The organism is Pseudomonas sp. PA15(2017) (genome assembly GCF_001945395.1).
Classification (GTDB): Bacteria; Pseudomonadota; Gammaproteobacteria; order Pseudomonadales; family Pseudomonadaceae; genus Aquipseudomonas.
The window spans coordinates 346,226-359,610 of the sequence record NZ_MSXV01000058.1 but is presented as its reverse complement, the minus strand read 5'-3'; the positions used below and the strand labels follow the sequence as shown (position 1 = coordinate 359,610).

Here is a 13,385-nt window from a genome sequence, read left to right as displayed (position 1 = left end):
CAGGTTGGCGGTCGGCGATAGCGCTGGCCGCAATTGGCGCACAGATTAATGATTGGCGATGGAACTGCAAGTCGATCCGAATGCGGGGTGTATCACCCGCGCTCGGATCGGCCCATTTTCACTGACGCATGTTGGCGGCCTGAATGGCGGTCAGCGCGATGGTGAAGACGATATCGTCCACCAATGCGCCCCGCGACAGGTCGTTGACCGGCTTGCGCAGGCCCTGCAGCATGGGGCCGACGCTGATGCAATCGGCGCTGCGCTGCACCGCCTTGTAGGTGGTGTTACCGGTGTTCAGGTCGGGGAAGATGAATACCGTGGCGCGGCCAGCTACCGGGCTATTGGGGGCCTTTTGCCGGCCGACGCTCTCGATGGCCGCGGCGTCGTACTGCAGCGGGCCGTCGACCAGCAACTGCGGGTTGGCCTGGCGCGCCAGGCGTGTCGCTTCGCGGACCTTTTCCACTTCCTCGCCACTGCCCGAGTCGCCAGTGGAATAGCTGAGCATGGCCACACGCGGCGGAATGCCGAACGCCTGGGCGGAGCTGGCGCTCTGCAGGGCGATTTCCGCCAGTTGCTCGGCGTTGGGGTCTGGATTGACCGCACAGTCGCCATACACCAGCACCTGATCCGGCAGCAGCATGAAGAACACCGACGACACCAGGTTGTAGCCGGGCGCGGTCTTGATCAGCTGCAACGCCGGGCGAATGGTGTTGGCAGTAGTGTGCACGGCGCCGGATACCAGGCCGTCGACTTCGTCCAGGGCCAGCATCATGGTGCCCAGCACCACCGTGTCTTCGAGCTGAGCGCTGGCCATCGGCGCGTTGAGGCCCTTGCCCTTGCGCAGCTCGACCATCGGCTCGACGTAGCGCTCGCGAATCAGGTCCGGATCGAGAATCTCCAGCCCCGGCGGCAGCTCGATGCCCTGAGCCTGCGCGACGCTGCGCACTTCCTCTGGCTTGGCCAGCAGCACGCAGCGGGCGATGCCGCGGGCCTGGCAGATGGCGGCAGCCTGCACGGTGCGCGGCTCGGCGCCTTCGGGCAGAACGATGCGCTTGTTGGCGGCCTTGGCCTGCTGCACCAACTGATAACGGAAGGCCGGCGGTGACAGGCGCAGCTCTCGCGGGCTGCCGCAGCGTGCGGCGAGCCAGTCGTGGTCGAGGTGGCTGGCAACGAAGTCGGCGACCTTCTCGGCGCGCTCCTTGTCGTCGACCGGGATTTCCTTGTTCAGACGATTGAGGTTGGTGGCCGTGTCGTAGGAACCGGTGCTCACCGTCATCACCGGCAGGCCGCTCTGCAACGCGCCGCGGCACAATTCCATGATGCGCGGGTCGGGGGCGAAGTCGCTGCACAGCAGCAGGCCGGCCAACGGCATGCCGTTCATGGCGGCCAGGCTGGCAGCGAGGATGATGTCGTCGCGGTCACCCGGTGTGACCACCAGGGTGCCGGGCTTGAGCAACTGCACGGTGTTGGCCACGGCGCGGGCGCACAGCACGATCTTCAGCATGCGCCGCTGCTCGTAGTCGCCGGCATTGAGGATGCGGGCGCCGAGCAGTTCGGCGATGTCGCGAGTACGCGGCGCATTCAGCTCGTCGAGCCAGGGGATGCAGCCCAGCAGGCGGAATTCCGGGTGGCGCAGCAGCGAGGACTGTTCGCGCAGGCGTGCGGTGAAGGCGTCCAGGCCGTCGTCGCTGCGAATTTTGTTGAGGATCACGCCGAGCACTTTGGGGTCCCTCGGCCCGCCGAATTGTTGGGCCTGGATTTCCACGCGGTCGCACAGCTCGCTGAGGCTCTCCTGTTCGGGGGCGGAGACCAGGATCACGTCGGCATCCAGGCTCTTGGCCAGGTGGAAGTTGACCCGCGCGGCATAGCTGGCCTGGCGTGTCGGCACCATGCCTTCGACGATCACCACGTCCTTGTCTTTGGCGGCCTCCTGGTAAAGACTGATGATTTCTTCCAGTAACTCGTCAAGGTCACCGTCGCCGAGGCGCCGTTCGACATGGGCGAGGGCCAGCGGTTTGGGCGAGTGCAGGCCGTGGGTGCGCGCGACCAGTTCGCTGGAGCGCTCGGGGCCGGCGTCACCCAGGTGCGGCTGGGCGATGGGTTTGAAGAAACCGACCTTGAGGCCGGCACGTTCCAGCGCCCCGACCAGGCCCAGGCTGATGGAGGTGAGGCCGACGCCGAAACCGGTCGGCGAGATGAAAAAGGTATGCATGGGGTTCTCCGATTCAGTCGAGCAGCGCCAGGGTATCGAGGGCAATCTGGCGCTCCTCGTTGGTGGGCACCACCAGCACCCGCGTATGGTCCGCCGCATGGATCGGCCCGCTGACGCCGCGCAGGCAGCGGGCGTTGGCCGCTTCGTCGAGCTTGAGGCCGAGCAGGTTCAGGTGCGCCACCGTCTTGCTGCGGATCAGCGGTGAGTTCTCGCCGATGCCGCCAGTGAAGATCAGGCCGTCCAGGCGCGGTAGGGCGCAGCTCATGGCCGCCAAGGATTTGGCCAGGCGATAGCAGAATACTTCGATGGCCAGCGTGGCGCCGCCATGACCTTCCTCGCGGGCCTGCTCGAGGCTGCGCATGTCGTTGGACAGCCCTGACAAGCCCAGCAGGCCGCTGTCATGGTTGAGCATGCGATCGATCTGCTCCAGGCTCCAGCCCAGGTTGCGCGAGAGGTGGCTATGCAGGTTGGGGTCGACGTCGCCACTGCGCGTGCCCATCACCAGGCCCTCCAACGGCGTCAGGCCCATGCTGGTGTCGCGGCTTTGACCGTTGACCACCGCGCAGGTCGAGCAGCCATTGCCCAGGTGGGCGACCAGCCAGGCGCTGTCGCCCGCCGGCAAGCCGCTGAGTTCGGCCGCGCGCGCACTGACGAAGCGGTGGCTGGTGCCATGAAAGCCATAACGGCGCACGCCGTGGTCGCGATACAGCTGTTCCGGCACCGCGTAGCGAAAGGCGTGCTCAGGCAGGCTCTGGTGGAAGGCGGTGTCGAACACCGCCACCTGGGGCAGCTCGGGGTACAGCGCCAGCGCCGCCTCGATGCCCAGCAGGCCTGCGGGATTGTGCAGCGGTGCCAGGGGCGCGACGGCGCGAATCGCGGCGATTACCGCGTCGTTCAGGCGTTGCGCGCTGGTGAAGTGTTCACCGCCGTGTACCACCCGGTGGCCGATGCCGTGCAACTGGCCGCCAGTGGCCTCCTGCACCCGCTGCAGCAGATGGGCCAACGCGGCGCGATGGTCATCGCCGGGAATAGCCTGGCTGTGTTTGACGCCGCCCAGCTGCCAATGCAACACCGCGTCGGCGCTGCCGAGCCGCTCCGCCAGGCCGCTGATGGCGAACGCCTGCTGATCGGGGTCGACCAGGGCGAACTTGATGGAGGAGCTACCGCAGTTGATCACCAGAATATTACGTGCGGGCATTCAGAAATCCTTAGCTTCCAGAAGCGTTGGAGCTGATGTTGCGACACACCAGCCACAGGTGAAGTTCGTGCCGATTCGCGCCTGACGCTGCGCGGCGTCGAGCACCCAGGGGCGATTTTGCCAGGGTGGTTGATGGCGCAGGTGTTGAGTATGGCCACAAGATAAGACAGCCACCCAATGGCCGTCATGATCTTGCTCAAAACCGACCACGACCACCGCGGATGCGGCCCACCCGTCTGGGCTTGGGTCGCTTTCGCCACCGCCGTTGGTTACACTTACACGTTCATTTTCCTCGAGCAAAAGGTTCGCCCCATGCAGATCGCCGCCAACAAGGCCGTTTCCATCGACTATACCCTGACCAACGATGCCGGTGAGGTGATCGATAGTTCCGCTGGCGGCGCGCCGCTGGTTTACCTGCACGGTGCCGGCAACATCATCGTCGGTCTCGAGAAGGCGCTGGTCGGCAAGCAGGCCGGTGACGAAGTCAAGGTTGCCGTCGAGCCCGAAGAAGCTTATGGCGAATACAGCGCCGAGCTGGTCGCCACCCTGAATCGCTCGATGTTCGAAGGCGTCGACGAGCTGGAAGTCGGCATGCAGTTCCACGCCTCCGGCCCGGACGGCGGCATGCAGATCGTCACCATCCGCGAGCTGGAAGGCGATGACGTGATCGTCGACGGCAACCACCCGCTGGCTGGCCAGCGCCTGAACTTTGCGGTCAAGGTCGTCAACGTGCGTGATGCCAGCCAGGAAGAAATCGCCCATGGTCACATCCATGGCGAAGGTGGTCATCACCACTGATCCGTATGTCGGCAGCCGATTCTTCGCTGCTGGCAGATGGTCATACGTGGCTGCTAAGCTGCAGTCATGAAAAGGCGCCTTTTCAGGCGCTTTTTTGGTTTCTTCTTCGCTGCCTTTCGCGTTGCCCGGAGCACCATCATGAGCGCCTTTCACGACCTGACATTGCACGCACTGGACGGCCAGGAGCTGCCGCTGGCACCGCTCAAGGGCAAGGTGGTGCTGGTGGTCAACGTCGCCTCCAAGTGTGGGCTGACGCCGCAGTATGCAGGCCTCGAACGCCTGCAGCAGGCCTACGGTGATCAGGGTTTCAGCGTGCTGGGCGTGCCCTGCAACCAGTTCGCCGGGCAGGAGCCGGACGCCGAGGCGGCGATCGCCCAGTTCTGCAGCCTGAACTATGGCGTGACCTTTCCGCTGAGCAGCAAGCTCGACGTCAATGGCAGCAGCCGCCACCCGCTGTATCGTCTGCTGGCCGGCGAGGGCGCGGAGTTTCCCGGTGACATCACCTGGAATTTCGAGAAATTTCTGGTGGGTCAGGATGGCCGTGTGCTCGCGCGCTTCTCGCCGCGTACCGCGCCAGATGATCCGGCGCTGATCCAGGCCATCGAGAAGGCCCTGGCCTGATCACAGGGTCGCCGCCTGCGGCCCGTCATCGCTCTATCGCTTCAATTCACGCGTTTGGTTTCGATCACCAGGGCGGGCCCGCGGCCGCCGCTTGGTACGACGCTGTCCAGCCGCGCCGCGTGCAGGTGCTGCTCGAACTGTTCGACGATGCTCGACCAGCTCTGCCTGGCGGCATGTTGACGGGCGTTGAGGCGGACCCGGCGCAAGTTCTCGCTGTTCTCCATCAGCCATGCCGCCGCCACGATGAAGGTGCGCTGATCGTCGGCGCTGGCCAGCATGCCGTTGTGACCATCTTCGACATGCTGAGCCGCGGCGGCCTGGTCGAAGGCGACCACCCCGAGCCCCGATGCCATGGCTTCGAGCAGCACGTTGCCGAAGGTTTCCGAGAGGCTCGGAAACAGAAAGATATCGCCGCTGGCATAGTGCTGCGCGAGGGTTTCGCCGCGCTGGATCCCGCAGAACAGGGCGTCCGGCATTTGCTTGTGCAGGCTCTCGCGCAGCGGGCCGTCACCGACCACCACCAGCCTGAGGTTGAGTCCCGTGGATTGGCGCTGCAGCGCCTGATAAGTGCTGACCAGAAGATCCAGATTCTTCTCGGCGGCCAGCCGGCCAACGTGCAGCACGGCGATATCCCGCTCGGCCAGGCCCCAACTGCGGCGCAGCTCGTCGCTACGCCGAGCCGGGTTGAACAAGTGGGCATCCACGCCACGGGCGAGTAGCTCCAGGCGCTCGAAGCCGCGGCGTTGCAGCTCGCAACGTTGGCTGAGGCTGGGCACCAGGGTCATGCGCGAGGCATTGTGAAACCAGCGCAGGTAGTTGGTCAGCAGGCGGGTCAGCAGGATGATGCCGTAGTGACCGGTGTACTGCTGGAAATTGGTGTGGAAACCGCTGATCACCGGTATACGCAGGCGCCTTGCCACGCGCAGGGCCGACAGGCCCAGCGGGCCTTCGGTGGCGATGTACAGCACATCCGGGCGCTGCCGCCGCCACAGGCGCAGCAGCTTGTGGCGAGCCGACTGGCCCCACTGCAGGCCGCGATAGCCGGGCAACGGCCAGCCGCGAGTCAGCAGCAGGTCGTCGTCATTGGCGGCGGGCGTATCGTGGTGCTGCCGGGGGCGGATCAACTGCAAGCGATGGCCGCGCGCACGCAGCCCGCTGACCAGGTGGCCAAGGGTATTGGCCACCCCGTTGATTTCCGGGCTGTAGGTCTCGCTGACCAGGGCGATGAATAGCGGGGGAGTGCTCATGACAGCAGTCTGGGCCGCCGTCATGTAGTGTTTGTGACATCAGCGTGGCGTTTGTGTGACAGCCCCGGCGCCTGCGCTCACGCCGCCTTCACGTACCCAGAACAGCGTCGCGCCAGCCACCGCGGCGGGCATCATCACGATGTTCACGAAGGGCACCAGCAGCGCCGCGTAGGTGATGCCACCGAAACCCAGGGACTGCCAGCGCTTCTCGCGCAGCCAGGCAAGCATGTCCTGCCAGCTGACCTTGTTGTTGTCGGCGGGGTAGTCGATGTACTGGATGGCCATCATCCATACGCCGAACAGCAGCCACAGCGGCGCTGCGATCAGGTTGACCACCGGGATGAACGACAGGATCAGCAATCCCGCGGCCCGCGGCAGAAAGTACGCCAGCTTGCGGCCTTCGCGCCCCAGGGTACGCGGCACCATGGCAATCAGTTCGCCCCAGCTGAACGGCGGGAAGTTGTCCTGGCCGCGCACTACTACCTCGACCTTCTCGGCGAGAAAACCATTGAACGGGGCGGCGACGATATTGGCCAGCATGGTGAAAGTGAAGAACACCATCAGAACCACCAGCACCACGAACAGCGGCCAGAGAATGTATTGCAGAAAGTTCAGCCAACTGGGCAGCGAGGGCATGAAGGTGTTCACCCAGCCGCTGAACTGCTGCACGGCGAAGCCGATCATCAGGCTGAACAGGATCAGGTTGATCGCCAGCGGCAGCAACACGAACAGCCGCAAGCCGGGGCTCATGACCAGTTTTAGGCCTTCACCGAGGTACTGCGGGCCGGACAGCACGGGAGCGCGCATCGAGGTCTCTCCAACAAGTGAACGTGGCGCGACCTTACCCATTTTGCCGGCCACGTGAAAGCGGGGCAGGGTGATAGCGCACGGCTATGCGGGGGATTGGCAAAGCGCATTTCCATGGGCCGGGCCGCGCAGTCTAGTCTGCTGGCGTCCCTTGTTCAGCCGCCGATGTTCGACCGCTTGCGGCCGGTGGCGGCTTTTTTTGCAGCAATGCGCTGTGAGGAGTCTCTGATGTCGAGTAGCCGACACGCCCGCGTGATCATTCTCGGTTCCGGCCCTGCGGGCTACAGTGCGGCGGTCTACGCCGCCCGTGCCAACCTCAAACCCCTGCTGATCACCGGCCTGCAGGCCGGTGGGCAACTGACCACCACCACCGAAGTGGATAACTGGCCGGGCGATCCCCGCGGCCTGACCGGCCCCGAGCTCATGCAGCGCATGCAGGCCCATGCCGAGCGCTTCGAGACGGAGATCGTCTTCGACCACATTCAGGCCGTGGATCTCGCGGCGCGGCCCTTTACCCTGGTGGGCGACAGCATTTCCTACACCTGCGATGCGCTGATCATCGCCACAGGTGCCAGCGCGCGCTATCTCGGCCTGCCCAGCGAAACGGCGTTCATGGGCAAGGGCGTGTCGGCGTGCGCCACCTGTGACGGTTTCTTCTACCGCAACCGTGAAGTCGCGGTAGTGGGCGGCGGCAACACCGCCGTAGAGGAAGCGTTGTATCTGGCCAACATTGCCAGCCGGGTCACGCTGATCCACCGCCGCGGCGCCTTTCGTGCCGAGAAGATCCTGCAGAACAAGCTGCAAGCCAGGGTGGCCGAAGGGCGCATCGTGCTGGCCCTCAACGCCGAGGTGGACGAAGTGCTGGGCGACGCCTCGGGCGTTACCGGCGTGCGCATCCGCGAGCATGCCGGCGCAACCCGCGACCTGGCCGTGGATGGCTTGTTCGTGGCCATCGGGCACACGCCCAATACGGCATTGTTCGAAGGGCAACTGGCACTCAGCGACGGCTACCTGCAGGTCAACGGCGGGCGCGCCGGTAATGTCACGGCGACCAGCGTGGCGGGTGTGTTCGCCGCAGGCGACGTCGCTGACAGCGTCTACCGCCAGGCGATTACCTCGGCCGGTGCCGGCTGCATGGCGGCGCTGGATGTGGAGCGCTTCCTCGACGGGCTCTGAGCGCCGAACGCACGGCCTGAAACGCAAAATGCCCGTATCCATGCCATGGATACGGGCATTTTTCATTGGGCCTGGCCAATGCGTCGGCTACAGGTCGAAATCGTACTCGGCCAACTGCTTGTGCAGGCGTCGCTCCTCGAGGAAGTTGTCGATGATGCGTCGCTTGGTGAGATTGGTCTTCGCCACTTCCACCGGGGCTTCGCTGCTGTCCGTTTCTTCGCTGACGAAGTCGTCGTCCAGTTCCAGGTCTTCTTTGCCGTTGCTCATGCGCTTCACTCCCGGCTACAGGGGCCATTTGCCGACCTTATAAGGGCAAACGTGAAGCGAGTAAAAAAGATTTTTTCAATCAGCTGATATCAGAAACCTATCAAGCATCAATCGTCCGAGGTCTTTTGCTTGTATTCGCACAGGTCCTCGATTCGGCAACTGCCGCAGCGCGGCTTGCGCGCCTGGCATACGTAGCGCCCGTGCAGGATCAGCCAGTGGTGCGCGTCCAGCAGGAAATCCCTGGGCACGAACTTGAGCAGCTTCTTCTCGACCTCCACCACGTTCTTGCCTGGTGCGATGCCGGTGCGGTTGCTGACTCGGAAGATATGCGTATCCACGGCCATGGTCAGTTGGCGAAAGGCGGTGTTGAGCACCACGTTAGCGGTCTTGCGACCCACGCCTGGCAGCGCCTCGAGGGCCTCGCGGGTTTCCGGTACCTGGCTGCCGTGCTGTTCGACGAGAATGCGGCAGGTCTCGATGACGTTCTTGGCCTTGCTGTTGTACAGGCCGATGGTCTTGATGTATTCGCTCAGGCCGTCGACGCCCAGAGCGAGGATCGCTTCGGGCGTGTTGGCCACTGGATAGAGCTTGGCGGTGGCCTTGTTGACGCCCACGTCGGTGGCTTGGGCGGAGAGAATCACCGCGATCAGCAGTTCGAAGGGCGTGCTGTAGGCCAGTTCGGTCTTGGGCTCGGGGTTGTCTTCGTGCAGACGACGGAAAATTTCAAGGCGTTTGGCGGCGTTCATGGTCGGGCATCAGGTCTGTCGTGGCGCTCTAGCTGGCGCTGGTGTAAGCCTGCAGACGGCTTTCGGCCGCTGCAAGGCGCTCTTGGGCATCGCGTATCTTGGCAGCGTCATCGGGGGCGCTGCGTTGCAACTTGCCGAGCTCGGCGCGAGCGTAGGCCAGGTCGGTCTTCAACTGGCGCATTTGCGCGCTGAGCCCGGCCTTGTCGACCCGCGTGCGAGTGGGCGCTGGCTTGCCGCAGTGCTCTTCTGCCAGGTGCAGAGCCTCTTGGGCAGCGACATAGGCACTGCGCAACGGCGCCAGGGCCTGCTCGTCGAGGCCTCGACGTTCACCGGCCTTGAGGGCCATGCGGTGGCCGGCCAGGTCGATCTTGGCCTGTTTGAGCGCCTGCTCACCTGGGCTGGGCGCGTTTTGTGCGGGCGTCGCCTGCAGCTCGGCAAGGCGCTGTTGATCGCGCTCGGCCGCCTGTTGCATGGCCGTGAGTTGCTGGCGCTGCTCATCATTGAGCGAGTCGCCATAAGCCTTCAGAGTTTTCTGCCATTGAGCGCGGCTCATGGCGGCATCGATCTTCGCCTGCTTCAGGGGGGAGGCGGCAGCAGGCTGCAGGGGCGTGGCGGCGGGCGTCTCCACCTGTGCAGGGCGTATCGGACGAGTCGCGCGGCGGTGGGCATCGTTGCGTGCCAGGCGGGCCTGGCGATGTTGATGGCGCTTGCGGAACTGGTCGGCACGAGCACTTTGCTCTTCGGCTGCACCTGGCGACAAGGTGATCAGGTCGATGCAGTCCACGGGGCAAGGGGCAATGCACAGTTCGCAGCCCGTGCATTCGTCGCCGATTACCGTGTGCATCAGCTTGGCGGCGCCGACGATGGCATCCACAGGGCAGGCCTGGATGCATTTGGTGCAGCCGATGCACTCGGCCTCGCGGATCACCGCCACCTGAGCGGGCGTAGGGGGCAGTGCGAGTGGTAGCTCGGGCACCTGCAGCAGCTCGGCCAGTGCATGGATGGTCGCAGTGCCACCGGGTGGGCATTTGTTGATCGCTTCACCGCCGGCGATGCCTTCGGCGTAGGGCAGGCAACCTGGATGGCCGCACTTGCCGCATTGCGTCTGCGGCAGCAGGGCGTCGATGGCCGCGATACGCAACGCATTGCTCATGGACGCACCCGGGCGCGCCGGCAGGGGCATGACCCGTGGCGAAGCGAGTAGGTGAGGTGGCGAGAGTCGATCATCGGTGTCGCTGGTCTGGCTAAAGCGTGAGCCGGGCATTATCCGGCATGCGCTGCGCCTGGTACAGGGCCATGCCGCCCAGGTGCTTCAGGCGCCGTTGCGCACTCTGTTGGCTTTGCGCCACAGCCAGCGGACCAGCAGGGCGAGCGGGAACAGGATGATGACGAAGGGAATACCATAGCCGAGCAGCCTGATGGCTTCGGTGGCCCCCTCGGTGGCGTTGTCGAGCATGCCGCTGGCGGCGGCACCGATGCGCGCCAGACGCCCGGCCGCCTCACCGTCGGTACTGAAACTCAGGGTCAGCAAATTGGTAGTCAGGCGGCGTTGTTGCTGCGCCGACTGCTGGGTATTGTCTGCCAGTTGCACGTCCACCTCGGCTAGCTCGCGGGCCAGCGCGAGCATGTCGCTGACGCTCAGGTCGGTGCGGGCCTGGTGCTGCAGCAGCGTCTTGCGTTGACGCTCCAGGCGTTGGCGTTGCTGCTCGGTATCGCTGACTGCCTGGGCGAGGTCTTCGGCGCGCGTATGCCGACTTTGCAATTCACCGCCGTCGCCGGCAAAGCCGACCATGGGCTCGACACCGGCTGGCGCGATGCGCACGGTGATGCTGGCGGCCTGGTAGGCGCCCTGGTTCTGCTCGATGGCGAGCAGATCGCACTGGCCGAAACGCTGGCTGCTGCACGCCTCGCGCACGGCGGCCAGGCGCGGCTCGACCTGCCCGGCCGGCAGGCGAATGCCGACGCTGTGTTCGTACGCGAGAAAGGCACCCTGCTGGGCCGTTTCGCCGAGCAGCGCAGCACCGGCCGGTGGCCGACCGTCACCGGAAGGCGAGCAGCCAGTCAGAGTCAGCAGGGCCAGGGCAACGGTAAGAGACCAGGGCTTGATGCTCAGCATCCTTGCTCCAAGTGGGCTACTTGACCCGCTGGCCCGGCTTGGCGCCGCTGTCCGGGCTGAGCAGGTAGATTTCCTCGCCGCCGGGGCCGGCCGCCAAAACCATGCCTTCGGAGACGCCGAACTTCATCTTGCGCGCGGCCAGGTTGGCCACGTACAGGGTGAGGCGGCCTTCGAGCTTGCTCGGGTCCGGGTAGGCACTCTTGATGCCGCTGAACACGTTACGTTTCTCGTCGCCGATATCCAGGGTCAGGCGCAGCAGCTTGTCGGCGCCTTCGACGAACTCGCATTTTTCGATCAGCGCGATGCGCAGGTCGACGGCGGCAAAAGCGTCGAAGGCGATTTCAGCGGCCAGTGGATCCTTCTTCAGTTCGCCGTTGCCCGAGGGCGCTTCGGCGGCTGCCAGGTCTTCCTTGGACGCTTCGACCATGGCTTCGACCTTGGCCGGCTCGATGCGCGCGAGCAGCGGAGTGAAGGGGTTGAGCGGGTGGTCGGCCAGTGGCGTGGTGAGGTCGGCCCAGGTCAGCGGTGCGATGTTGAGGAACGCCTCGGCATCACGCGCCAGGTTCGGCAGCACCGGCTTGAGGAAAATCACCAGCTGGCGGAACAGGTTGACGCCCAGGGCGCAGATCGCCTGCACTTCATCGGCCTTGCCTTCCTGCTTGGCCAGCGACCAGGGCGCCTTGTCGGCGATCCAGGCGTTGGCGCGGTCGGCCAGGGCCATGATCTCGCGCATGGCGCGGGCGAAGTCACGGCTCTCGTAGGCTTCGGCGATGCCTGGCGCGGCGCTCTGGAAGGCATTCCACAGCTCCGGCTCGGGGTTGGCAGCGACCAGCACGCCAGCATTGCCCTTGTGGATGAAGCCGGCGCAGCGGCTGGCGATGTTGACCACTTTGCCGACCAGATCGGAGTTGACCTTCTGGATGAAGTCCTCGAGGTTCAGGTCCAGGTCATCGACGCCGCGGCCCAGCTTGGCGGCGTAGTAGTAACGCAGGTATTCGGGGTTCAGATGATCCAGGTAGGTACGCGCCTTGATGAAGGTGCCGCGCGACTTGGACATCTTCTGGCCGTTGACCGTCAGGTAGCCGTGCACGTTGATGGCGGTCGGCTTGCGGTAGCCGGCGCCTTCGAGCATGGCTGGCCAGAATAGAGCGTGGAAGTTGACGATGTCCTTGCCGATGAAGTGGTACACCTCGGCACTGGAGTCCTTGTTCCAGAACGCGTCGAAGTCCAGTTCCGGACGGCGTGCGCAGAGGTTCTTGAAGCTCGCCATGTAGCCGATCGGCGCATCCAGCCAAACATAGAAGTACTTGCCCGGCTCGTCGGGAATCTCGAAGCCGAAGTAGGGTGCATCACGGCTGATGTCCCATTCGTGCAGGCCGCCGTCCAGCCACTCGGCGAGCTTGTTGGCCACCGACTCCTGCAGGGTGCCGCTGCGCGTCCACTGCTGAAGCATTTCCTGGAACTGCGGCAGCTTGAAGAAAAAGTGCTTGGAGTCCTTGAGTACCGGTACCGCGCCGGAGATCGCCGAGCGCGGATCCTTCAGTTCGGTGGGCTCGTAGGTGGCGCCGCATTTCTCGCAGTTGTCGCCGTATTGGTCCGGCGTTGCGCATTTCGGGCAGGTGCCCTTGATGAAACGGTCGGCCAGGAACATGCCTTTTTCCGGATCGAAATACTGGGTCACCGAACGCGTGGCGATATGGCCATTGTCGCGCAGCGCCTTGTAGATCGACTCCGACAGCTCGCGGTTTTCCGGCGAGTGGGTGGAGTGGAAGTTGTCGAAGTCCACCAGAAAGTCGGCGAAGTCGCTGCTGTGCTCGGCCTTGACGCCATCGATAAGCTGCTCGGGGGTGATGCCTTCCTTCTCCGCACGCAGCATGATCGCCGAGCCGTGGGCGTCGTCGGCGCACACGTAGATGGCCTGATTACCGCGCAGCTTCTGGAACCGCACCCACATGTCGGTCTGGATGTACTCGAGCATATGGCCGAGGTGGATCGAACCGTTGGCATAGGGAAGGGCGCTGGTAACGAGAATCTGGCGAGCTTGGGACATTGTCAGGCGGTCATCGGTTGGCGGGTGGTCAGTCACTATAAAGTAAGCGGGCGCGTTCCGGCCAGCGGGCAAATTTGCTGGATATCGGCTTGAATTTAGCGGGTGGAGCGGGTTCCAATGATGACCTTCCGCTCCCAGCAAGGAGAT

Annotated in this window: 13 protein-coding genes; 3 read left to right on the top strand and 10 right to left on the bottom strand. The window is 64.5% G+C overall.

Annotated elements, in window-relative coordinates:
* Nucleotides 1-118: 118 nt before the first annotated feature.
* From pta to BVH03_RS27350, 3 genes are read right to left on the bottom strand one after another with little or no spacing between them, the layout of a single operon-like run.
* A complete protein-coding gene (gene pta, locus BVH03_RS23410; RefSeq protein ID WP_075963417.1) occupies nt 119-2,212 on the bottom strand; it encodes a phosphate acetyltransferase in 2,094 nt (697 codons plus the stop codon).
* 13 nt (nt 2,213-2,225) lie between these two features.
* Nucleotides 2,226-3,410, bottom strand: a complete 1,185-nt coding sequence (locus BVH03_RS23405; protein WP_075963416.1) for an acetate kinase — start codon at nt 3,408-3,410, stop codon at nt 2,226-2,228.
* Nucleotides 3,411-3,584, bottom strand: coding sequence for a DUF3565 domain-containing protein (locus BVH03_RS27350; RefSeq protein ID WP_371915389.1), 174 nt, complete (start codon nt 3,582-3,584; stop codon nt 3,411-3,413).
* Nucleotides 3,585-3,722: 138 nt separating this feature from the next.
* On the opposite strand from BVH03_RS27350, the gene BVH03_RS23395 reads away from it, so the two are divergent.
* Nucleotides 3,723-4,208 (top strand): peptidylprolyl isomerase, encoded by a 486-nt coding sequence (locus BVH03_RS23395; RefSeq protein ID WP_070887949.1) that lies wholly within the window; start codon nt 3,723-3,725, stop codon nt 4,206-4,208.
* 138 nt (nt 4,209-4,346) lie between these two features.
* Nucleotides 4,347-4,829, top strand: coding sequence for a glutathione peroxidase (locus BVH03_RS23390; protein WP_075963414.1), 483 nt, complete (start codon nt 4,347-4,349; stop codon nt 4,827-4,829).
* Nucleotides 4,830-4,870: 41 nt separating this feature from the next.
* Here the strand turns inward: BVH03_RS23390 and BVH03_RS23385 are convergent, their stop codons facing one another.
* Together BVH03_RS23385 and cysZ are read right to left on the bottom strand one after the other, a co-directional pair.
* A complete protein-coding gene (locus tag BVH03_RS23385) occupies nt 4,871-6,076 on the bottom strand; it encodes a glycosyltransferase family 1 protein (protein WP_075963564.1) in 1,206 nt (401 codons plus the stop codon).
* 39 nt (nt 6,077-6,115) lie between these two features.
* Nucleotides 6,116-6,883: a sulfate transporter CysZ gene (gene cysZ / locus BVH03_RS23380; RefSeq protein WP_075963413.1), complete on the bottom strand. Its 768-nt coding sequence runs from the start codon at nt 6,881-6,883 to the stop codon at nt 6,116-6,118.
* A 228-nt stretch (nt 6,884-7,111) separates the two neighbouring features.
* Between cysZ and trxB the strand changes: the two genes are divergently transcribed.
* Nucleotides 7,112-8,059 (top strand): thioredoxin-disulfide reductase, encoded by a 948-nt coding sequence (trxB, locus tag BVH03_RS23375; protein ID WP_075963412.1) that lies wholly within the window; start codon nt 7,112-7,114, stop codon nt 8,057-8,059.
* 87 nt (nt 8,060-8,146) lie between these two features.
* On the opposite strand, the gene BVH03_RS23370 is transcribed toward trxB, so the two are convergent.
* From BVH03_RS23370 to metG, 5 genes are all read right to left on the bottom strand, one after another.
* Nucleotides 8,147-8,326, bottom strand: coding sequence for a PA3496 family putative envelope integrity protein (locus BVH03_RS23370; RefSeq protein WP_075929647.1), 180 nt, complete (start codon nt 8,324-8,326; stop codon nt 8,147-8,149).
* Between the two features lie 107 nt (nt 8,327-8,433).
* On the bottom strand, nt 8,434-9,072 hold the full coding sequence (gene nth, locus BVH03_RS23365) for an endonuclease III (protein ID WP_075963411.1): 639 nt from the start codon (nt 9,070-9,072) through the stop codon (nt 8,434-8,436).
* A 28-nt stretch (nt 9,073-9,100) separates the two neighbouring features.
* On the bottom strand, nt 9,101-10,225 hold the full coding sequence (locus tag BVH03_RS23360) for an RnfABCDGE type electron transport complex subunit B (RefSeq protein WP_075963410.1): 1,125 nt from the start codon (nt 10,223-10,225) through the stop codon (nt 9,101-9,103).
* Between the two features lie 159 nt (nt 10,226-10,384).
* Complete coding sequence (locus tag BVH03_RS23355) at nt 10,385-11,188, bottom strand: DUF4349 domain-containing protein (RefSeq protein ID WP_083640148.1); 804 nt, start codon at nt 11,186-11,188, stop codon at nt 10,385-10,387.
* A gap of 16 nt (nt 11,189-11,204) precedes the next feature.
* Nucleotides 11,205-13,238: a methionine--tRNA ligase gene (metG, locus tag BVH03_RS23350; RefSeq protein ID WP_075963409.1), complete on the bottom strand. Its 2,034-nt coding sequence runs from the start codon at nt 13,236-13,238 to the stop codon at nt 11,205-11,207.
* Nucleotides 13,239-13,385: the final 147 nt, after the last annotated feature.